Genomic DNA, 22,447 nt, shown 5'->3' on the forward strand with positions numbered 1-22,447 from the left:
CAAAAAATCATATTAAACAAAACAAAAACTCCCCGATCAATCGAGGAGTTTCACTAATATGGAACTTTACAAAATGCTATTTTGTAAATAACATTTCTCTGTATTTCGTCATTGGCCAAAGTTCATCATCCACCATCATTTCCAGGTCGTCAGAAGCTTCTCTGATGACGTCGAATAGAGGTTTTACCTTGTTGCAATATTCTTCTGCCTGTAATTGGCTTTCTGATGTTGCTTTTGCTGCTTCTCTGGCTTTGATCAAATCTTCAACGCCTAGTTTAATTTTAGATACATTTTCAGAAATGCTCGTAATTAAACTCATCTGTTCTTTTGCTAGAGACTTGAATTCTTTTTCTCCGAAAATATCTTTAAGACCTTTTACGTTCTCGATCAATCTGTTTTGATAATTTAAAGCGGAAGGAATGATGTGGTTTCTTGCGATATCACTTAAAACTCTTGCTTCAATATCGATTACCGTAGAATATTTTTCTAATTTGATCTCGTTTCTTGCCTCAACTTCTCTGTGTGTGAAAATTCCCATTTCTTCGTAAAGAGCTAAGAATTTTTCATCCATTTCCTGCTTCAAAGCTTCAGGAGTGGTTTTCAGGTTATTTAATCCTCTTTTTTCGGCTTCCAAAGCCCAGTCTTCAGAGTATCCGTCTCCTTCAAACATGATATTTTTACACTGCTTGATGTATTCTCTCAATACGTTGAAGATCGCTTCGTCTTTCTTAAGACCTGTTTCAATTAAAGCATCAACTTCTTTTTTGAAATCAGCCAATTGTTTTGCTGCAATCGTGTTCATTACTGTCATCGATTCTGCACAGTTTGCAGAAGAACCTACTGCTCTGATCTCGAATTTATTTCCTGTAAATGCAAATGGAGAAGTTCTGTTTCTGTCGGTGTTGTCCAACAAAATTTCAGGAATTTTGCCAACTACATTTAATTTTAAATCTGTTTTTTCGTCCGGTGAAAGTTTCCCTTCCGTTACTTTTTCAAGCTCTTCCAAAACTCTGAACAACTGGCTTCCGATGAATACGGAAATAATTGCCGGCGGAGCTTCGTTTGCGCCTAATCTGTGGTCGTTGCTTGCAGATGCGATGCTTGCTCTTAAAAGGTCAGCGTATTCGTGAACCGCTTTAATTGTATTAACGAAGAACGTTAAGAACTGTAAGTTTTTCTTAGGATTTTTTCCCGGGCTTAAAAGGTTTTCACCTGTATCCGTTGCTAAAGACCAGTTGTTGTGCTTTCCGCTTCCGTTTACTCCTGCGAATGGTTTTTCGTGGAATAAAATGTGGAAATGGTGTCTGTGAGCGATTCTTGCCATTACGTCCATCAATAAAGAGTTGTGGTCAACAGCAACGTTCACTTCTTCAAACATAGGAGCCAGCTCGAATTGGTTTGGAGCTACCTCGTTGTGTCTTGTTGTTACAGGAATACCCAATTTCATACATTCAACTTCCAATTCTTTCATGAAATTCATTACTCTTGTAGGAATTGAACCGAAATAGTGGTCATCCAATTGTTGTCCTTTCGCCGGAGAGTGTCCTAGCAAAGTTTTCCCTGTTAAAACTAAATCCGGACGAGATTGATACAATGCTGAATCAACTAAAAAATATTCCTGCTCCCAACCTAAAGTAGGAGTTACTTTTGTTACGTTTTTGTCGAAATACTGCATTACGTTGGTTGCAGCTTCGTCTACCGCGTTCAATGCTCTTAAAAGAGGGGCTTTATAATCTAAAGTTTCTCCGGTATAAGAGATAAAAATTGAAGGAATACATAATGTAGTTCCCATAATAAATGCCGGAGATGTAGGATCCCAAGCTGTATAACCTCTCGCTTCGAAAGTGTTTCTGATACCACCATTCGGGAAAGAAGATGCATCCGGCTCCTGCTGAATCAATAAGTTTCCGCTGAATCTTTCGATAGCTCTACCACCCTCAATTGGAGTGAAGAAAGAATCGTGCTTTTCTGCAGTAGATCCTGTTAATGGCTGAAACCAGTGTGTGTAGTGAGTAACTCCTTTGCTCATTGCCCAGTCTTTCATGGCTACCGCAACCTGGTCTGCGATGTGTCTTTGGATTTTACTTCCTTTTTTCACAGCATCCATGATTGATTGGAATGCTTCTTTCGTTAAATATTCTCTCATTGTTTCTTCTGAGAAAACATTCTGACAGAATAATTCTGACAATTTTACAGGAACTTCAACAGAGTTATCTTTTCTAAAGTCCTTGAATGGTAAAGTTTCTAACGCTTTGAATCTTAAAGTTGACATATTAGGTTTAATTTTACGGTGCAAATTTACAAAAAAAATGAATTGAAAATATTTTTACCCTTAAAATTTAAGGGGTGTTGTAGTTTTTTTTAATATAAATTAAATAATTAATTAATTTTTTGCCAGGGGTTGATGTTATTTAGAAAGGCTAAATCTTTAGGAAGGATATTGTATATATATTAAGGTATATTAGAATAATTAAAATTTAATATTAACAAAACTTATTCTGAAAAGTATTTCAATGCATTATTCAAAATCTTAATTTTAAGATCAGAAATAGTAACGAAATTAAATAAATATTTTTAAAGTGTTGATTTCCATATTGATAAATATGTTAAAAATATTTTCCGTAACTTAGCAGACTTTTTATAAATATTTTAATATATGACAAATTCTAGAGCAAGAGAAACCACCGAGGCTATTGAAAGACTATATATATCTATGAGACATTTGTTTTATAGAGGTTTTTTCAAACCGGGCGGAGTTTCGGGAGAAAGCATTAGAAGTTTGTTGAAGACGATCAATCCCGAAATTTACGGCACCATGAGTATTCCGAGCAAAGTGGAACTCGATGGTTTGATGTATGTTTTAGACAGACTTCCAGAAGGTATTGAAGAATGTGCTTTCATTCATTTGACTTCAGATGAAGGTTTTGATAAGGGAAGTTTTGAGCCGATCGTTCCTAAAAAAAGAAGAAGAAACTGTTACAGAATAGACGAACACCAGATGAATATTGAGGTTCTTTTGGGTCGTTCGGAAATTTACGATATTCTTACCCACCTTACCTTTTTATTTATTGAAGCAGATAAAGTTCGTGATCTTGCTTTTATTCAGGATGAAAACTGGAAGCCAACAAGAGCTTTCAAGATCATTGAAGAGGTGGTGAAGGGTGAGAAAAAATTCAGCAGAAGAGAAAAAGAAGTTGCCCTGATTCACTTGTCTTCTTTAATAGGAAGAACTTTTGATGAAACTCTAAAGGCATACAATACTTTTGGTGATGATGAAAATCCTGACCGTTTGTTTAAAATCATCTACAATCTTGCAAAAGTGAGCCTGGAAGATGCAAAACAGACAAGAGAAAGAGAAATTCATTTCAGCGCTATTTTAAAAGAAAGAGTGGGACATCACTATTTTGGAGAAAAATGGGCTAATAAAGTGAAGGAAGTTTTATTTGAAAATAATCTTCACATGAGACCGCTTCACATCATTTCCGCCAATATGCATTCGGTAAAAAACATGCTTTACGCGAATGATGCCTTAAAGAAAAAAGATCATAAAGAGGTAGATTACAAATTGTACGGGGAAATTTCCGATAAAAAAGAGCTTCGTGACAAGGTATCAAAATACGCACTGGACGAAGGAATGATCTATATTAATGATAAAAGCGGAAGTAATATCGATGTTCAGATCATTGATTTAAGCAAAACCAACCTTAAAAACACGCCATTCCACGATATTAAGTTTGGAGGGGACGATGTGATTATGGTTTTCGATTATGCATTCGGAGAACAGGCGTATGAAATAATGGATGAATTGTTAAGACCTTACGAGCATAAAGGTGAGGTATACATGATGAAGGTAAAATCTGTTTCCATTATGGGTAAAGCGGGAATTCTTGCCGGCGGAAAAGGAGATATCATGATTCCGACATCGCATATTTTTGAAGGAACAGCCGATAATTATCCCTTTGAAAACGCCTTAAAGCTGGAAGATTTCCATGATGATGAGCTGAAAGCATTTGAAGGTCCGATGATTACGGTTTTGGGAACATCACTTCAGAACAGAGACATTCTTTCTTATTTTATGAACACTTCCTGGAAAGCCATCGGTCTTGAAATGGAAGGAGCACATTATCAGAAAGCAATTCAGGTGGCGTCGAAAATCAGACATCATATTACTCCGGATCTGTTTGTAATGTATGCATATTATGCTTCGGATAATCCTTTGGAAACGGGAAGTACACTTTCTTCGGGAGGTTTGGGATTAACGGGAGTAAAACCGACATACCTCATCACTTTAAGAATCCTGGAAAAGATCTTACAGAGCGGAAAAAAAGAAGTTTCTGCGAAAAAATAATCTGATTATTTTAAATAATAATTTAATCCTTCAAGGTCTTGAAACTTTGAAGGATTTTTTTGTCATACTAATTTTCTTTGTACTAAACAGCCTTGTCAAGGTTTGATAGAGTCTGTTGCAAAAATTCAAGAATAAAAAATAATTATCTTTAGAAAAATTAAAAACAATGAGCTCAACATCACAATTAGCCAAAAGATTTCGGGAAGTTATACTGGATGGTTTATGGATTGCGAATACCAATTTTAAAGATCAGTTAAAAGAGGTAAACTGGGAGCAGGCAACGGCTAAAATAGGTTCTTTAAATACAATTGCCATGCTTACTTTTCATATTGATTATTATATCGCAGGATTAATAAATGTCTTTGAAGGTGGTGATCTGGAAATAAGAGATCAATATAGTTTCGATTTTCCCCCGATTGAATCTCAGGAACAATGGGAAGGACTTTTACATAAGCTGTGGGAGGATGCCGAAAAGTTTGCCAATCTATTAGAACAAATGCCCGCTTCTAAGATGAATGAAGTTTTCTTTGATGAAAAATACGGAACTTATCTCAGAAATATTGATGGAATGATTGAGCATGCGTATTATCATTTGGGGCAAATTACTTTGATTAAAAAACTTTTATCGGGTTATTAAATATTTTAATAGATGAAAGTATAGATTTTGTAATTTTATAACACAAATCTGAAAATGAATATGTTAGAAAATGTTCCTTTTTTACCTTTACTATTGAGTGCCTTTATAGGAATCGGCTTGGCGGCAGCAACAGGCTTCAGAGTTTTCCTTCCGATGTTCGCTGTAAGCTTAGCGTCCTACTTCAATTGGATTCCTATGAGCGAAAACTTCGAATGGCTGGCCGGACTTCCCACATTAATTACTACCGGAATTGCGACCATTGTTGAGATTTTGGCGTATTATATTCCTTTTGTAGATCATTTATTAGACACCATTTCGGTTCCCTTGGCAACAGTGGCTGGTTCCGTATTATTTGCCAGTCAGTTTGCAGATTTGGGAACATTTCCCCAATGGGCACTCGCTTTGATTGCCGGCGGGGGGACAGCAGCTACAATAAGCTCCGGATTTGCAGGGATTCGGGCAGCATCCACAGCAACTACAGGCGGATTGGGAAATTCTGTAGTTGGAACCACCGAAACAGCAGGTGCTGGATTAATGGCATTTCTGGCAATGGCTGCCCCTGTAATAGCCGCAATTTTCGCTATCGGTATCGTAATATTTGTGATATTTTTTGGGCGAAAAATATGGCGGAAATTTAAAAGTAGGGGAAATAAAGTCAGTGACGTTTAATATTCAGAACCATTACTGCGACAGATCCTGAGATAAAAACTTTTCAACAAATAATTTTGCTTCAGTACTCGGATTGGAAACCATAGTCGAAGCATTTTTTTTGTGCTGAAGATATGCTTCTTCAACGGTATTGCTTTTCTTCATTAAAGACAAAATATATTCCTGAACCCAATATTCAAAGCGTTTTTCACTTTGCTGGGTTCTTACTTCCTCAAATCGGGTGGTTTTCTTTTTAAGGCTGATAAAATCATTTATTTTATCAAAAACATCAGTTAACCCTTCATTATCTAAAGCCGAACCCAGCAAAACAGGAATTTTCCAGTCTTTTTCTTTCGGCGGAATAAAATCTAAGGCTCTTTTTAATTCCAATCTGGTATTTTTTGCTTTCTGAAGATTTTCTTTATCTACCTTATTAATAAAAATTACATCTACCATTTCCATAATCCCACGTTTGATCCCCTGAAGCTCGTCGCCACCGCCAATTATTTTTAAAAATAAAAACACGTCGGTAATATCTGCCACCAAAACTTCCGACTGTCCCACTCCAACCGTTTCAATTAAAATATAATCATAACCTGCTGCTTCACAGATCAACATGGTTTCAAAAGTTGTGTTGGCAACACCACCCAAAAATCCGGAGCTTGGAGAAGGACGAATGAAAGCATTTTCTTCTTTCGCCAGTTCTTCCATTCGGGTTTTGTCACCCAAAATGCTTCCTTTGTTGATTGCCGAACTCGGATCGATCGCCAAAACAGCGACTTTTTTATCATTCGCAATAGCCAATCTTCCGAAATTTTCTATAAAAGTTGATTTTCCTGCACCCGGAACTCCCGTCACGCCCACTCGGATTGAATTTCCCGTGAAAGGCATGATTTTTTTTAATAATTCCTCGGCTTGAAGTCTGTGTTCGGCTTTTTTACTTTCGACTAATGTAATGGCTTTTGCGATCAGGCGCTTGTTTCCTGATCGTATTCCTTCTATTAGCTCTTCTGTAGAAAATTTCATTGATTCAAAAATAAGGATTAAAGAGTGAATGGTCAATAGTGAATTCATTTCATTTGTCAATTTTTTTTAATGCTGAAAATTGACTTTTTTCTTACAAAACTTGCCGTTGGAATTTAAAGGAAAATTCTATGAAGTGATGACTGGAAACCTTAGCCCCGATTGACGCGACATCCTTTTTTTGTAGGGGAAAGAGTAATGGCAAAAAAAGATATAGCAGAAAGCGGGATTAAGCTTCTAAAAACTGTAATGATAAAATTGTTTTAATCACCATTCAAATGGAGTGGGAATTTTCACTCATTTTAAAAATTCACAATTTACAAGTGAAACGGATTTCACGATTCACACTACTATTTATTTGTATCTCTTCTAAATTATCTCCCATTTTAACGACGAGAAAGGGAATTTCCTACATTTGTTTTAATCAAATAGTTAAAACATGAAAAAAGTAATCGCTGTAGCATCATTCACTGCTATTTTGTTGGCATCTTGTACACCAAAAGCAACAACGGCAGCTACTCCGGTAGTTTCTAAATCTACAGCAGAACAGATCGCTCAAGGAAAAACCATCTTCGAAAACTCATGCGGAAGATGTCACAAATTACCGGATCCAACATCTCACAATTCTGTACAATGGGTAGGAATCATGAATTCGATGGCTCCTAAAGCGAGACTTACGGATGAACAACATCAGTGGGTTTACGATTATATCGTTTCTGTGAAGAAATAATTCACTTTAAACAAGATATTATTATGAAAAAACTGATTTTGAGTATGATTCTGGGTGCTGCAGCGATGGTAGTAGCGTGCGGACCGAAAAGTGTAGCCGTAACCGGACCGAAATACACCTCATCTGAACAATTGGCTCAGGGAAAAACTATCTTCGAAAACTCGTGCAACAAGTGTCACAAACTACCCGATCCTGCAAAACACGACGACCAAGGATGGATCAATACTCTTAGCAGAATGGCTCCAAAAGCCAAGTTGAGCGACGACCAGCACCAAATGGTTTATGATTATCTGATATCTGTAAATAAAAAATAGGCTTCTTTTGAAGTCTATTTTTGTTTTGATTCTTCTTTTATATTTTTAACACAAAAAACGCGAAGTTTTTTGATTTTTAATCTGTTTATTTTTCGTTCGCAAGAGCATTTCATTCAGAAAATGAAAGTACCAAGAGAAAAAATTGACAAGTGAAACGAATTGACCATTCACAATTCACTGTAAATTACTTCATTTCAATTCCCAGACCTGGTTTTGGGGATAAAATTATTTTTCCGTTTTCCACAAAATTTCCTGATGCATAATCATTTGAAATTAAATTAGCTCCGTCTAAATCTACATAATCAACGAGACCCGTTAAGACACAACCAGCCGAAATTCCGACGGTGGATTCTGTCATGCAGCCGATCATGATTTTGTAGTTTAATTCACGAGCTTTTTTGATCATTTCTAAGGCAGGCGTTAATCCGCCACATTTCATTAATTTGATATTGATGCTTTTGTAATAAGGAATTAATTCTTCCAAAGAATCAATATTCTGACAATCTTCGTCTGCCATCCAATTGGCAAAACTTTCTTTTTTAAGAATTTTATAGTTGTCAATTGGTCTCGGTTGTTCGAGATAGGAAAATTTTTGAACCTCAACATTATTTTGAAGCCAAATACAATCTTCGTCAGTGAAACTTGCGTTGGAATCTAATGCAATATTTTTGTTTAATTGTAAAAGTTTCTCAACATCAAATTTATTTAAACCTTTGCACTTTACCTTGAATTTATTCCAATCGCTTTTGTTGATTTTTTCGATTTGATGATCGATTTCTCCGACAGAAATGGTGATGGAGCTTTCCACTAAATGATCTGTGGGAATATTATTTAATTCAATAAAACTTTTATTTTCTAACTTTCCGAAAAGATCCCAATACGCACAATCCAATGCAGAAAGCAAGAATGGATGAAGATCTAAATTCAATAAAAATTTAAAAAAATCTTTTGGATGATTGATTTTCTGAGCTTCAATCTGGGTTTGAATTTCTTTTAATTTTAAGACAAAACTTTGAAGATTAATTTGATAATAATCGATCACCACACATTCTCCATAACCTTTACAGTTTTGATGAGATAATTCTATAAGTAATGCTTCTCTTTTATCGTAATTCCCGTAAGCAATTGAAAATGTTTCTTTTAAGCATAGTTGTTTTGTTGTGAAATTTATCTTCATATCTTAACTTACCCAATGATCAAATGACTTTATTTCCTTCCACTCCCCATTGATTTTTTTATAAAGAGCTGTATATCCGGCTGCATCTAAAATTCCACAAGACGTAGAATTTTGAACAACGCACATTGTTTTATCTTTATTAAAAAATGGAACAGAATATGATTTTATACACTTATTTTCATATTTTTTATAAAATTCAGTCCAAAAATCACTGATTTTATTTTCATGCATTTTTTGGAGTTCCTGACCTTCTATACATTTTGACTTACTTCTTATTTTACTTTTATTAAGTCTAAAACTCAAATCTATTTTCTCCTGATTTTTGTAATAAGCAGAATCATTCTCTAAAAAGATAGAGTCATATTGTAAGTCAACACCTAAAGGTTTGGGTTCATTAATATCTTTATTAATTCTAGCAGGAAATAATTTGGTAGTGTAAATAAACCGGTTGGCATCAGCAGTCATACTATCATTTTTAATCAATTGATTTAAGACCTCATATTTCAAATCTAAAGTTTCATCTTTTGGAATAATTTCTTTTTGCTCTTCACTCGTTTTACAGCAAATCAATAGCAATAGAATTACGAATAAATAGTTTCTCATAAATTAAATTTACAAAAAAGGAGACTTATTCCGTCTCCCTCTTCTTTTTTATTTTATTTTTCTTCGGCATTTTTGATTTGATAAATTTCTTACGATCCTTTACCACATTCAAACTATGTTCATTAAAACAATACTTTGCAGCTTCATCCAAAAATTTCAAAGCATTATTAAAACTTCCTCTCTTTTCAGAAAGTAAAGATCTGTAAAACCATAAATTTGATTTATCTATCCCTTTGATTTTCAATGAATATTCGATCAATTTTTCGGCTTCCTGATAATCTTCATTATCCAAAAGACATTTGATGTAATATTGTGGTGTATTGACATTATTCACATCACACAACATTGCTTCTTCAAAATACAGTTTGGCTTTTTCGTAATCAGAAAGCATTTCGCTATAAATTCTTCCCATCAAACATAGACTGTCTGCATCTTCCGGATCGTACGACAGCGCATAATTCAATGCCTCCAGACATTCCGGAAGACTGTATGGATAGTTATCCAAAGCTTCGAAGTAATATTTATTTTTAGTTAAGGTCATTTTTGTAGTTTTTTAATTCGTTTTTGAGTTGATTTCTCTGTTTTTGAAAGATTTTTCCTGATAATTCTTTTTAAAATCTGTTCCCGAAAAAGTACGGATCGGGCTTCCGCGCTGAACATTCAGATGATTGTTCCACGTTTCCTGCATTCTTTTTTGAAGCTGAATAATATTCTGTTCCAAGACTTTTTCTTTCAATCTTGTAATCGACAGTTTTTTATTCTCCAATTGCGAACGAGAATCCTGTACGAAAACACTTTGCCCCGTCGGAACGTGCGTTGCACGAACCGCAGTGTTCACTTTATTCACATTTTGTCCGCCACTTCCCTGACTTCTCGTCGTTTGAAACTGAATATCTTTTTCATTAAAATTGATTTTCTCCAAACCTTCCAGTTCGAAAATTCCGATAAACCAATTGCTTCTTTTATGCAGTTTCCGGAACGTACTCCTTCCTATCCAACAAATGCTTCCTAACCAATTTTTTAAAAATTCATTTACATTTTTTGATTTTAAAAGAAGGGTTACGGATTTCAATGTCAGGTTTTCATCGCCGTTTTCACGGTGGATAATTTCGTAGTCTATTTTATTATTTTTTGCTTCCTCAAGAAAGACCTTCAGTACTTTTGCAACTACCCACTGACATTCCAAAGGTCCTCTTCCCGAGGTTATTTGTATGAGTTTTTCCATTTTTGTAAAATTTTTAAGATTGCCTCTCTATTTTTGGCTTCTTTAATAAATGTTGGTAATCTTTCTACCATCCGCATTCGGTAAGGCAGTCTTGTTCTTAAATCTGATGAAACATAGTTTTCCATTTCTAAAAGATGTTCCCGATTTTTTGCCCAGAATAACTTTCCTTTAAAATCTGTCTGAAAATAATATGGACAGCCAAAAACCGGGTCGTGAATCAAACCTTCTTCCTTTATTGAGCTGTTGAGATATTTCTCTGATTTGGGTTGAATCTGAAAAGAAGAGTCACATTCATCACATTTTACGGCAACATTCTTAGGTTTCTCTTTCAAATTGCCTTGCTCATAGCGAATTGAATGCCCACAAATCGGACAATTGAGTTTCACAAATGCTTTATAAACCACCAAATCCAATCCTTTCTTTTTCAAATTACAATGATTACATTCCAATGTTACCGTTTTATAACTGTGTTCGTTTTTCACGACTGCATCTTCTCCGCAATCCGGACAGACTACGAGAATGCTTTCATGATAACCGAAATATTCTTGTTTATATTTTTTTTTCATTTCAAATTATTTTGGCATTTCGCTTAATTTAGAATGACCAACAGGATTTATTCCTTTCTCCAATAAATCTTTTGCAGCCATCACTGCCCAACATTTATCGCTGGAATGAATGTTTCTGTAAAATGAAAGTAAAACATCTGGTTTAACAACCGTAAATCCGTTTGCTTCAACAGTTTTCAAATCATTTCTTTCAAAGAAATCAATGGTAATCCTGTGAAACTTTCCGTTTTCCATTTCAATTGTCTTCTCATATCTGCGGAAATTTTCTTCACTCGGAAGACGATCGTATCTCGTCCAGACTTTCTGAAAACCCTCCTGCTGAAGAATTATAACAACCTCAGCAACATTTTCTTTCTTTACGAAAACATCAATATCCTTATGATCATGAGCGTGTTTGTATTCCGTATGACCGATTTCAGACATAAAATGCCACGCCCAACCTCCTGAAATAATAACTTTATCTTTTAATTTTTCTAAAATTTCCAGTCCGCTTTTAATTCTAAATTCCGGCCAGACTTCACCGTATCTTTTTGTATTATGTGGTGCTCCCATTTTTTGATTTTTAATTTTTTTGTCATTCTAACGGAGGAAAAATTTCTTTCCTTATTCTTCACTTTTCGCTTTCCTGTTTCAAAATGACTGTTTTTATTAAACCTAACAGGTTTTAAAAACCTGTTAGGTTTGAAGCCAGTTGAAATCTATCAACTAACAACCACAACCCATCAACCATTTATCTATCCATTCTCACAATTCTCGGTTGAAAAGTTCCCAGAATATCCACCAATTCACTTTGAGCGTTCATCACATCGTTGATGTCTTTGTATGCCATTGGTGCTTCTTCGGTATTTCCGCCTATCAACGTGACATTTTTGAGTTTTAATTCTTTTTTAATGTCATTTTGAGTGAACAAACTTCTGCATTCTCCTCTTGAATGCGCTCTTCCCGCTCCGTGAGAAGCTGAATTCAAAGAATCCGGATTTCCTTTTCCGCGAACGATGAAACCTTTTGCCGTCATCGAGCCGGGAATCATTCCCAATTCATTTTCATTCGCGGGAGTTGCCCCTTTTCTGTGAACAATCACTTCTTTTCCGTTGTGAATTTCCTTCCATGCGAAATTGTGGTGATTTTCGATTCTGGCTTTTACTCTTCCTCCGATCGCTTTCACCAATCTTCTGTGAATATCATCGTGGCAAGCTGAAGCGTAATCTCCTGCCAAATTCATGGCCGTCCAATATTCTAGACCTAGATGCGTACTCAAATCCAGCCAGGCAAATTGTTGAGCTTCTTTTGGCAACGGACATTGCTCTGTCGCCACTCTCGAATAATACTGAGCGATTTCCGCACCCAATCCTCTTGAACCGCTATGCGAAAGAATTCCGAGATATTTTCCTTTTGGAAGTCCGATTTGCTCGTCTTCTTCCGTGATTTCCACTTCTCCGAATTCCACAAAGTGATTTCCGCCACCGGAACTTCCCATTTGCTTGATGGCTTTTCCTTTCAATCTTCTCAAAATCGGAATTAAATCAAACGTATCTCTATCGAAAATTTCATGATCGACGTGAGATTTATGCGTTTCGTACATTCCGAATTTTGTATGTTCAGCAAGAGCTTTTTCATATTTATCTCTCGCTCCGTCAAGATATGAAATTGGCGTATCTAAAATACTGAGCGACATTCTGCAACCGATATCCATGCCGACTCCAAAAGGAATCACAGCGTTTTCTACAGCAAGAACACCACCGATTGGAAGTCCGTAACCGCTGTGTGCATCGGGCATTAAAGCACCTTGCGTTGAAATTGGTAATTTCAAAGCCGTGTACAGTTGGTTTTTTGCTTCATCCGAAATATTATTTCCGAAAATATTGAAAGTTGCCCGGCTAGTGTTGAGCATTCTTTTTTCTGTTTTCTTGGATGAAAGCAAGGCTTCTGCAATTTGCCCGAAGGTTAGATCATTTTCGAACTGTTGCGGATTTTGCAGGATTTCCTTTAAAAGAGATTTCACATGATGGATATTTTTCGTTGCAAAATTTCTTTTCATGACTTCCAAAGCGATGTTGACACTCTGATTGTTTGGATAGCCTATTTTTAATATATCTTTTCCTTTAAGTTTTAAATTTCCCATTGTTTTTGTTTTAATGATCTTCCCAGACAACAAGGCATTTTTTATCCTGCCAGAATTTTTCTAATGTCATGTTGGGATTTCCGGTTACTTTAATGGTAAGAGGACTAAGTCTTACACTCAGTTTGTGAGATCTGGATCCATAAGTTCCTATATCTACTACCTCATTACCTTGTAACTCAAGATTTTTATTTTTTAAATATTTATAAATTGCAGGAACTTGTAAATCAGCACCTCCTGTTATTTCCGAATGTGGATTTCTCAGCGTTTTAGCAGTCTGAATGAGTTCTTCCAAATCTTTCGGATAATTGGCAAAATGCTCTTCGTAACTTTTATAATAAATCGTTTCCAAAGCATCTTCCTGTGTGACAAATTCATGATCAATAAAATATCCGATCTGCCAGTTTTCACCATATTTTCGGTTCCATTCCTGTTGGCGTTTCTGCTGCTGTTTTATATTTCCTGCCTTTCCTATTTTACGTTCTACAACTTTCCAAGTCATTTCTACATTTTTAATTGGTATTTGAAAATTGTTATTTATCTATTAACATTTCTGCAATCTCTGTTGCAGACCTTTTGTAATGAAAGTATTTTCTGCTGTTCAGCGGATCACGTTTGTATTTATCTCTCCATTTATCGGATTTACCATATATGTTTTTACAAATAATTCCAGTGACTTTGTTTTGATTTAAATAGGATTCCAATCTATTATATTCTCTTTCTAAGTCTGAATCTAAAGGCTTGTAATGTGTAATGATATTAGGCTTTACTCTTAATACAAATCTCCAGGGTTCGATAAATTCGTAGTATTCTTTGACTGATTTTCTGATTGGGCAATAATCTTCTTTTTTTATAAAGTACTGTCTTTCTCTTTCCGTTAGTCCGAACTTTGGATTGTTCCATTCCCACGGATAAACATTCGCTATTTTTTGTTCTTTCTCTACATAAATTCTTCGTCCGGATTTTCTTTTCCTTTTCAAAAATTTTCGGGTTTCGGAATACATTTCTGTGTTGATTTTCTTTAAAAGTTCTTCAAAGAAATTTCCATCTTTTGAGCGTTGCACATCATCTCTTACAACAAAAAATCTTACAAATCCTTTCTGATAAGGTTTCTCCAAAGGAACTAGTGGAATATTCCTTCTTAATTTCCAAAGTTCTCTACTCCGTTTATACTTTTTCCTGATCTGCTTTTCTACATCTTTTCTTATTATTCTTTTTCTGCTTCTCAGACTCCGCAGTCTGAAAAACATAAGGTTATCTTTTTCCATTAAATTTTGAAATTAGAGGTGAAGCATTAAAAGATTTACTTAAATACATCACGTTAAATCTTACTCAACTAATATTTTAGTCGATTCTATTCAAACCTCATAGGTTTTTGAAACCTATGAGGTTTATTTAAGCGGTAACCTTTTCCTAGCCCCGATTGCAGCGACATCCTTTTTTGTTGCGGCCGCAGCGAAGCGGAGGCCGTAATGAAAAAGATACAGCGGAAAGCGGGATAAAGCTCCTAAAAAACTTTATTCGAAAAGATTCCAAAAAATTTTATAAAAAAGATTTCGGGGAAACTGATTTGAGTTTGAAATATTGCGCAATAAAAAACCCGAAAATCTTACGACTCCGGGTTTTGATATTTCGTTGTACTATTATTCTAAGCGTATACCAAACCACGAAGTCTCGCCTTTGCAAAAGGCAATCCTACTGTTGAATGTAGATTAAATTTGAACATTGCTTCGTTGTTTTTAAATGGTTAAACTTGATTTTCAGCTGCAAAGATATACAATTTTCCGAATATCAAAACTTTTTTTTAATTTTTTGTTATTTCACTCCTAATGAGACATATTCGATTCAAAATGTTATATTTGCTTTCTTATACTTAATAATTATGAAAAACACTTTAATGAGATCATTATTTTACGTCTTTGCATTTGCAATTCTTTTTTCCTGTAATTCTAACAAGAATAATGACATTCTTAACTACACAACTGACACCACATTGGGGCTTTCCCGAGTGAATCTGAAGTCAATTTCAGATAAAATTCCTGTTGACAAGATTTTAAAGGAAAAGAAAGATATCAAAGACGACGAAAAATTTTTTCTACAGTTGGTGAGCAAACCAAAAGAATCCGGAATTGATACGGATAAACCCCTTTATTTTATTATCGATCAGGGTAAATCTACTTCCGATCCTGATGCAAAAGCTTTTTTCTGGATCAGCGATAAGGCAAAATTCCAGAAAAGCATGTCTGATCTTACAAAAAGTAAGGTAACGATAGATGCTAAAGATTATATTTATGTTGACGGAAAATTAACGGGCAGCATCAAAGGTGACTTGGCAATCGTATCAAGTGAAAAATCGTACAATCCTTACGCAGGATACGGAGGAATGGGCGGTTCTGTGGACAATGCTCCGAAGCTTAATGAGAAATATTTTACAGATTTCTGGGCAAGAAAAGGAACGTCAAGCACGACAATTAAAGATCAGGTTAACCAATCTTTAGTTGATAATAAGGACATCAGCGGATGGGCAAATCTGGGTGCTATAGCCAGCTACGTTTCCAAAGGATATATTGAGACACTTGCTGTCAATAAGTTGATCAAAGATTCCGGAATTGGTTTTGATTTTAATTTTGACAAAGGAACTTCTGAAATGGATACGAAAACATTCTTCAACAATGATATGAAGAAGATCGTTGAAAAATATTACGATAAAAATAAAGTAAACTACGATCTTGTAAAAAATGTTGAATTGGATAATGCAAAATCTTTCACAGTAGGATTTTTCAGTTTAGATTTCATGAGATATCTGATCAAAGAAGCTGGTTTTGAAGCTACAGTAAACAATTATTTAGCATCAACAAACAAAACGTTAGAAGATATTACTTCTACATTCACAGGAGATTACGCTTTTATCGATTTTAAAACAACAGCTGCTGCGGATACAATGGAGTATTATCAGCCAAGAAATAATGCATTGGTTTTAGGATTTGATCCAAAGAAAAAAGATAACCTTACCACTCTGCTTCAAGGGCCTATCGGACAAAGCAAGAAATATATGATCGGAGCAAATGAAGTGATCTTTTCCGACGATAATAACGTTATCTATCAGTTCCAGAACAAAAAGGCCGGAAAAAATTCTAAACTTGATAAAAAATCTGGTGTAACAGCTTACTCATGGTCAGACGGACATGATTACAATGAAAAAGAAAATGCGACAGTAAAAGTTGTCAATCTGATTAACGAATCTAAAGAAGACGGCGGAAACCTGGTTTCTAAAACCGTATTTACTTTAGATAAAAAAGACGAAAACTCGCTGTATTATTTGATAATGAATGGATAATATTGTTTTAGAACATATTTCACCAAAATATTTCACTCCCAGAAATATCGAACAATCTGAGATCTGGAACAGAACTGTTTCTTTTCAGAAAGGAAATAAATTCCTGATTGTCGCACCTTCCGGGAGTGGAAAATCTACGCTTGCTACTGCAATTCTGGGTACGCATTTTCAATACGAAGGCAATATAAAATACGACCAACAGGTTGTGAAAAACCTTCATCTTGAGAAAATTGTTGAGCACAGAAAAGACGACGTAAGCCTGCTTTTTCAGGATGTAAGATTAATTAAAAACCTTACCGTTTCTGAAAATATTCTGTTGCGTGTTTTTAATAAAGACCAAAAGAAATTCATTCCTAAAATGGAAGAATATGCAGAAAAGCTGGGAATTCAAAACCTTTTACAGAAAAAAGCGGAAAACTGTTCTTATGGAGAAAGACAGAGAAGCGCAATTGTTAGAAGTTTAATCAATCCTACAGATTTTCTGATCTACGATGAATGCTTCAGTCATCTGGATCTGAACAATAAAAAGATCGCTTTTTCATTGATCAACGAGGTTTCCCAAGAAAGCGGAAGTTCAGTCATATTTTTTGAACTGAATGAATTTCCTTTTGAACATGATTATCAAATTCTTCATTTATAAAAGCGTATGAAGAAGATTTTTAACTCAATCATCCTTTATGCAGGTTTATTTATTGCATTTATTCTGGTGCTTTCCTGCCTGCAATTGTATGAAAATGCCAACAGGCTTTTCGGAAATAAAAGTAGTGACAGCAATTATTGGCTGACTTTCAGTAAAAAAATTACACCTGATAATATCGGAAGAAAAGAACTTCTCGGCTTTAATGAAAATGACATTGCCAAGCTGAAAAAATGGGAGGAAATTAAAAATGTTTATCCTTTTTCGGCTAACGAATTCAAAGCTTCTGCAAACGGCGGCGATTTTATTCCTTTTTATACGGATCTGTATTTTGAAGGACTGGATCTAAAAGCAATTGACGCACCATTAACAGAAGAAGAATTTCAGGTAAAAGGCGACGAAATTCCCATTATTATTTCAAGGGAATATCTGAATTTGTATAACTACGGATTTGCTTTAAATCAAGGCTTACCACAGATTTCGGAAGATTTTGCCAAGAAAATTGAGGTGAACATCAATATTACCGTTAATAAGCAAAACAAAACGTATAAAGGACGAATGGTAGGACTTTCAGACAGGATTCATTCTGTTTTGATTCCTAAAAAATTTCTGGATTCTTTGAATTTGGTTGAAAAACCTCAGCTTGCCAATCAACCGAAAATCTACAATCGTGTTTTGGTTCAGGTAAAAGATTCCGGCGACGAAGGTTTGATCTCGAAAATGAAAGAAAACAATTACGAATCTAATCAGGAAAGCCTGCGTTCTGCAAAGATAAAATCTAAGCTTTTCCTTGTTTTAAAGGCGATTGCGGTTTTAGGGATTTTCATTTTTGCATTATGCCTTTATATTATTGTAAGCTTTATTAAAATTCAGTTTTTAGAAAAGCAGGAAGAAGTTTCCATTAAAAACAGCTTGGGGTATTCTCCGAAAAAGATGGTGAGCGATATCAGCAAACGTTTCAGCATCAATTTAATGATTGTTTTGATTCTGAGTTTAGCCTTCATTGCAACAGGACAGTATTTCCTTGCCAAATCCAATGTTTCAAACGGGCTATTATCAATGTCAATTAATCCATTACTTTGGACGGCAATTATAATAATTCCGGTCTTGGTTTATTTCTTTGTGAAAGAACTTATCTATCGTTGGCTGATAAAATCATGGAAAATATAAATAAGAAGGACTACCCATATTGGTAGTCCTTTTTTAATTATTTCAGATGAATCAAGCTGATAAAAATAGCATCAATTACTTTTGTCATCCTTTGCAAATCGAGCGTTTCTAAAGTATCTGTGGGCTCGTGATAATTTTTATTCCTAAAAAATGAGGTATCTGTGATCATTAAGGCCGGATAATCAAACTTCCAATAATTCAGATGATCGGAAAAATCTACTCCTTTTACAAACTTTGGAGCTGGAAAAGTTTCGGTTTTTATTTGTTTTGATTCCTTAAAATGAGCAATAAAATTTCGCACAAATTTCCCGGAACCACTAAATCTTTTAACCAAAGTAATAAAATTTCCCTTATCTCCATAAATCCATGAAAGTGCACCGACCGGAAAGCTCTGGGAATTTTTTTCATCTTTAAAATAGCCTATCATTTCCACACTTGCCATCCCGTACACCTCAATATTATTGTCTTTAAGATATTTTGCATGGATATAACTGCCCATATTTTCAGTTCTGAAAAACGGCGGTTCCTCCAGCGTATAAGCTACCAGATCAATTCTGTAATTCGTTTTTTGTCCTTTCAGCATTCTGGCTAATTCCAAAAGAGCCGTTACTCCTGTAGCGTTATCATCCGCACCTTTCTGATCCCCACAAACATCATAATGAGCCCCAATAATAATTCTTTTCTGATGTTCGGTTCCAAAAGAACAGATCACATTTTTATAAGTTCTGCCATTCACTTTATACTCCTGAAAAGTAGTTTCATCGGCATATTGATTAAAGTTTTTAAAAATATAATCGGCAATAGAATTCAGCTGTTCCGGATTTTGATGATTCCGAAATTTTGGAGTTTCAACAAGGGCATGCAAATGTTGATTAACTAAATTGATATCCGCCGTGACACTCGTTTTATTCAAATCAACTTTCTCTTTAAAAGTTCCGGACAGAAAAAGCGCTACAAAGCAAAAGCCTACAAGAAGAAAAAATTTCCCTCTCGTAGGCTTCATTATATTTTTAAAATTCATTGTGTATGATAAATGGTTAATTGAGTTTAATCTTTTGAACCCAAATCATCCATCGTATCTTCCATCCCTCTGCTGTTTGGGCTATATGTTCTTTCAGGATCAAGGAAATAAATATTGTGTCTTGCTTTTGCAATGATCCCGTTGTACTCCTGCTCGGTCATTCCATCAGGAATATCTTTCTGCTGATCCGAAGGTTTTCTATATACTTCAAGAGCTCCTTTTTCATCAAGAACAGCTTTTGCCAGTTTTGCTCGCTCGAGGTCATCTGCATAGACAACAACATTGCTTTTCCCGACACTGTGTGTTCTGTAAGCATTCAACATTTCGGCGTCGTGGGCAAAAACATAATCAAAAAAACCTTTCGTCTGCGCGTCTTCCTGATAATCATCAAGTCCCGTTTCAACATTTGATCTGGAAACAATAATATCTGCTTCGTTAAATCCTTTTTCTCTTAAATCTTTTTTAATTTCCTCTGTATCTACAGTCTGCGGAAATACTGAAACTACTGTATAAGCCATAATATTTTGTTTTGTGGTTATGGCTTACAGTACAAAAGCTGTGCAACTTATGTTTTGAAAAACGTTAATTTAGTTTAAAAATTTCTCCAAAATATCTACCGCACACTTCGGAAGATTTGTTCCGGGGCCAAAAATAAAGTCGGCTCCGTTGGCATACAAAAATTCATAATCCTGTTGTGGAATTACGCCACCCACAACGATCGTAATATCATCTGCACCAAGCTTTTTCAATTCGTCAACAACCTGCGGAACCAATGTTTTGTGACCTGCCGCCAAAGAAGACACTCCCAAAATATGAATATCATTTTCAACCGCCTGTTTTGCCACTTCTTCCGGTGTCTGGAATAACGGCGCCACATCAACATCGAAGCCCATGTCTGCAAATGCTGTTGCTACTACTTTTGCCCCTCTGTCGTGACCATCCTGTCCCATTTTTGCCACCATTAATCTTGGCCGGCGACCTTCCTCTTCCTCAAATTTCTGAGTAAGGTGTAATGCTTTTTCAAAATATTCGTTTTTCCCTGCATTCATGGCATAAACTCCTGAGATTGTTCTGATGTTGGCTTTATATCTTCCGAAACTTTCTTCCATGGCATCGCTCATTTCTCCCAGCGTCACTCTTCTGCGAGCTGCTTCGATACACAATGCCAAAAGATTTCCTTTCCCGGTTTTTGCGGACTCTCTGATTTCATTTAAAATCTGTTCTACCGCTTCGGAATTTCTGTTTAATTTAATGGACTCTAATCTTTCGATCTGCTTTCTACGAACTTCCGTATTATCAATATCTAAGATTTCAATAGCTTCTTGTTTTAAAGCTGATTTGAATGAATTTACACCGATAATAAATTCTTCACCACTATCAATTTTTGCCTGTTTCCTTGCCGCAGCTTCCTCAATTCTCATCTTTGGAATTCCGGCTTCGATGGCTTTTGTCATTCCGCCTTCCTGCTCCACCTCATCGATGTATTTCATGGCCTCTTCAATCATTTGCTGAGTTAAAGATTCCACTAAATTACTGCCGCCCATCGGATCTACGACATCGCAAATTCCACTTTCCTGCTGAAGAATAATCTGTGTATTTCTCGCAATTTTAGCCGAATAATCTGTTGGAAGCGCAATGGCCTCATCCAAAGCATTCGTGTGCAAAGACTGAGTTCCTCCCAACGCTGAAGACAATGCTTCAATTGCTGTTCTGGTAATATTATTAAAAGGTTCCTGTTCTGTTAAAGACCAACCCGAAGTTTGGGAGTGGGTTCTTAAGGCTAAAGATTTTGGATTTTGAGAATTGAACTGTTGCAACAAATTAGCCCAAATATATCTTGCTGCACGCATTTTTGCGATTTCCATGAAGTGATTCATTCCGATTGCCCAGAAGAAGGATAATCTTGGCGCGAAATCATCGACATTCATTCCTGCTTTTATTCCTGTTCTTACATATTCCAGTCCGTCTGCCAATGTATAAGCCATTTCCAGAACGGGTGTTGCTCCGGCCTCCTGCATATGATATCCTGAAATAGAGATTGAATTGAATTTCGGAATATTTTGAGAAGTATATTCGAAAATATCAGCAATGATTTTCATGGAAGGTGCAGGTGGATAAATGTATGTATTTCTCACCATGAATTCCTTCAAAATATCATTCTGAATGGTTCCTGAAAGTAAATCCTGAGAAACGCCCTGCTCTTCTGCCGCCACAATGTAAAAAGATAAAATAGGCAAAACAGCCCCGTTCATCGTCATAGAAACTGAAATCTGATCTAATGGGATTTCATTAAATAAAATCTTCATGTCCTCCACAGAATCAATCGCAACTCCTGCTTTTCCAACGTCACCAACCACTCTCGCATGATCCGAGTCATATCCTCTGTGTGTCGCCAGATCGAATGCTACCGAAAGCCCTTTCTGCCCAGCCGCCAAATTTCTTCTGTAAAAAGCATTGGATTCTTCTGCTGTGGAGAAACCTGCATACTGACGAATCGTCCACGGTTTCTGAACATACATTGTAGAATACGGACCTCTTAAATAAGGTTCAATTCCCGGAGAACCATCACTGATGGTTTTATTCTTTATATCTTCATCTTTATACGCTGATTTCAGTTGCAATCCATCTTTTTCAAAGAAGTAGATTTCCGTATTTTTTTCAGTTATATTAAATTGAGGAGTTTTATTTTTAACTTCCCTTCTCATATGTTCAGATTTATTAGATGGCTAAAATTACACATTTTTGAAATAATAAATTTGAGTTAATTTTTAGTTGATTTTTTAATTTTTAGCCACAATGATTTCGGATTTGAACACATGATTATGAAGATTGTTTTGAAGAATAAGTTTCGGCTAAAGTCAATTAAATTGTTTAAAATAAAAAAACGGACTA

The 22,447-nt window shown here is 35.5% G+C and carries 22 protein-coding genes; 8 read left to right on the forward strand and 14 right to left on the reverse strand.

What is annotated here, in order from left to right; all coding sequences use genetic code 11:
• Positions 1-76: 76 nt before the first annotated feature.
• On the reverse strand, positions 77-2,272 hold the full coding sequence (locus BUA89_RS06080; protein WP_072954094.1) for a glutamine synthetase III family protein: 2,196 nt from the start codon (positions 2,270-2,272) through the stop codon (positions 77-79).
• Between the two features lie 384 nt (positions 2,273-2,656).
• On the opposite strand from BUA89_RS06080, the gene BUA89_RS06085 reads away from it, so the two are divergent.
• From BUA89_RS06085 to BUA89_RS06095, 3 genes are all read left to right on the forward strand, one after another.
• Positions 2,657-4,348, forward strand: coding sequence for a DUF6909 family protein (locus tag BUA89_RS06085; RefSeq protein WP_072954097.1), 1,692 nt, complete (start codon positions 2,657-2,659; stop codon positions 4,346-4,348).
• 166 nt (positions 4,349-4,514) lie between these two features.
• Positions 4,515-4,985 carry a DUF1572 domain-containing protein gene (locus tag BUA89_RS06090; protein ID WP_072954101.1) on the forward strand — a complete coding sequence of 157 codons (471 nt, stop codon included), beginning with the start codon at positions 4,515-4,517 and terminating at the stop codon, positions 4,983-4,985.
• A gap of 60 nt (positions 4,986-5,045) precedes the next feature.
• Positions 5,046-5,654: a DUF4126 domain-containing protein gene (locus tag BUA89_RS06095; protein WP_072954308.1), complete on the forward strand. Its 609-nt coding sequence runs from the start codon at positions 5,046-5,048 to the stop codon at positions 5,652-5,654.
• Positions 5,655-5,666: 12 nt separating this feature from the next.
• Here BUA89_RS06095 and meaB read toward each other — a convergent pair whose 3' ends face one another.
• Positions 5,667-6,707 carry a methylmalonyl Co-A mutase-associated GTPase MeaB gene (gene meaB / locus BUA89_RS06100; RefSeq protein WP_378127148.1) on the reverse strand — a complete coding sequence of 347 codons (1,041 nt, stop codon included), beginning with the start codon at positions 6,705-6,707 and terminating at the stop codon, positions 5,667-5,669.
• 388 nt (positions 6,708-7,095) lie between these two features.
• Between meaB and BUA89_RS06105 the strand changes: the two genes are divergently transcribed.
• Entirely contained in the window at positions 7,096-7,386 is a 291-nt protein-coding gene (locus tag BUA89_RS06105) for a c-type cytochrome (protein WP_072954108.1), read from the forward strand.
• A gap of 23 nt (positions 7,387-7,409) precedes the next feature.
• On the forward strand, positions 7,410-7,700 hold the full coding sequence (locus BUA89_RS06110; RefSeq protein WP_072954112.1) for a cytochrome C: 291 nt from the start codon (positions 7,410-7,412) through the stop codon (positions 7,698-7,700).
• A 184-nt stretch (positions 7,701-7,884) separates the two neighbouring features.
• Here BUA89_RS06110 and BUA89_RS06115 read toward each other — a convergent pair whose 3' ends face one another.
• The 9 genes from BUA89_RS06115 to BUA89_RS06155 form a co-directional block, all read right to left on the reverse strand.
• Entirely contained in the window at positions 7,885-8,877 is a 993-nt protein-coding gene (locus BUA89_RS06115) for an enolase C-terminal domain-like protein (protein WP_072954116.1), read from the reverse strand.
• A 3-nt stretch (positions 8,878-8,880) separates the two neighbouring features.
• A complete protein-coding gene (locus BUA89_RS06120) occupies positions 8,881-9,480 on the reverse strand; it encodes a hypothetical protein (protein WP_072954120.1) in 600 nt (199 codons plus the stop codon).
• 25 nt (positions 9,481-9,505) lie between these two features.
• Entirely contained in the window at positions 9,506-10,021 is a 516-nt protein-coding gene (locus BUA89_RS06125; RefSeq protein ID WP_072954124.1) for a tetratricopeptide repeat protein, read from the reverse strand.
• 12 nt (positions 10,022-10,033) lie between these two features.
• On the reverse strand, positions 10,034-10,705 hold the full coding sequence (gene prfH, locus BUA89_RS06130) for a peptide chain release factor H (protein WP_072954127.1): 672 nt from the start codon (positions 10,703-10,705) through the stop codon (positions 10,034-10,036).
• Entirely contained in the window at positions 10,684-11,271 is a 588-nt protein-coding gene (locus BUA89_RS06135) for a primosomal protein N' (RefSeq protein WP_072954131.1), read from the reverse strand. Before BUA89_RS06135 ends, prfH begins: the two co-directional genes overlap by 22 nt.
• Before the next feature lie 6 nt (positions 11,272-11,277).
• Positions 11,278-11,823, reverse strand: a complete 546-nt coding sequence (locus tag BUA89_RS06140; protein ID WP_072954136.1) for a nucleotidyltransferase domain-containing protein — start codon at positions 11,821-11,823, stop codon at positions 11,278-11,280.
• A 178-nt stretch (positions 11,824-12,001) separates the two neighbouring features.
• Positions 12,002-13,393: an RtcB family protein gene (locus tag BUA89_RS06145; protein WP_072954140.1), complete on the reverse strand. Its 1,392-nt coding sequence runs from the start codon at positions 13,391-13,393 to the stop codon at positions 12,002-12,004.
• A gap of 10 nt (positions 13,394-13,403) precedes the next feature.
• On the reverse strand, positions 13,404-13,892 hold the full coding sequence (locus tag BUA89_RS06150) for a hypothetical protein (protein WP_072954143.1): 489 nt from the start codon (positions 13,890-13,892) through the stop codon (positions 13,404-13,406).
• A gap of 31 nt (positions 13,893-13,923) precedes the next feature.
• The gene (locus tag BUA89_RS06155; RefSeq protein WP_072954146.1) at positions 13,924-14,658 is read right to left on the reverse strand and encodes a hypothetical protein; all 735 of its coding nucleotides are present in this window, start codon (positions 14,656-14,658) and stop codon (positions 13,924-13,926) included.
• Between the two features lie 629 nt (positions 14,659-15,287).
• Here BUA89_RS06155 and BUA89_RS06160 point away from each other — a divergent pair.
• From BUA89_RS06160 to BUA89_RS06170, 3 genes are read left to right on the forward strand one after another with little or no spacing between them, the layout of a single operon-like run.
• A complete protein-coding gene (locus BUA89_RS06160; protein WP_178362434.1) occupies positions 15,288-16,727 on the forward strand; it encodes a DUF4836 family protein in 1,440 nt (479 codons plus the stop codon).
• A complete protein-coding gene (locus tag BUA89_RS06165) occupies positions 16,720-17,367 on the forward strand; it encodes an ATP-binding cassette domain-containing protein (RefSeq protein ID WP_072954152.1) in 648 nt (215 codons plus the stop codon). Before BUA89_RS06160 ends, BUA89_RS06165 begins: the two co-directional genes overlap by 8 nt.
• A 6-nt stretch (positions 17,368-17,373) precedes the next feature.
• Positions 17,374-18,534, forward strand: a complete 1,161-nt coding sequence (locus tag BUA89_RS06170; RefSeq protein WP_072954154.1) for an ABC transporter permease — start codon at positions 17,374-17,376, stop codon at positions 18,532-18,534.
• A 37-nt stretch (positions 18,535-18,571) separates the two neighbouring features.
• On the opposite strand, the gene BUA89_RS06175 is transcribed toward BUA89_RS06170, so the two are convergent.
• The 3 genes from BUA89_RS06175 to scpA all read right to left on the reverse strand — a co-directional run bounded on the left by BUA89_RS06175 (position 18,572) and on the right by scpA (position 22,260).
• Positions 18,572-19,537, reverse strand: a complete 966-nt coding sequence (locus BUA89_RS06175) for a M28 family peptidase (protein ID WP_083531616.1) — start codon at positions 19,535-19,537, stop codon at positions 18,572-18,574.
• 44 nt (positions 19,538-19,581) lie between these two features.
• Complete coding sequence (locus BUA89_RS06180; protein WP_072954157.1) at positions 19,582-20,073, reverse strand: hypothetical protein; 492 nt, start codon at positions 20,071-20,073, stop codon at positions 19,582-19,584.
• Between the two features lie 69 nt (positions 20,074-20,142).
• Positions 20,143-22,260, reverse strand: a complete 2,118-nt coding sequence (gene scpA, locus BUA89_RS06185; RefSeq protein WP_072954160.1) for a methylmalonyl-CoA mutase — start codon at positions 22,258-22,260, stop codon at positions 20,143-20,145.
• Between the last annotated feature and the right edge of the window lie 187 nt (positions 22,261-22,447).

The organism is Chryseobacterium arachidis, assembly GCF_900129245.1.
Taxonomy (GTDB): Bacteria; Bacteroidota; Bacteroidia; order Flavobacteriales; family Weeksellaceae; genus Chryseobacterium; species Chryseobacterium arachidis.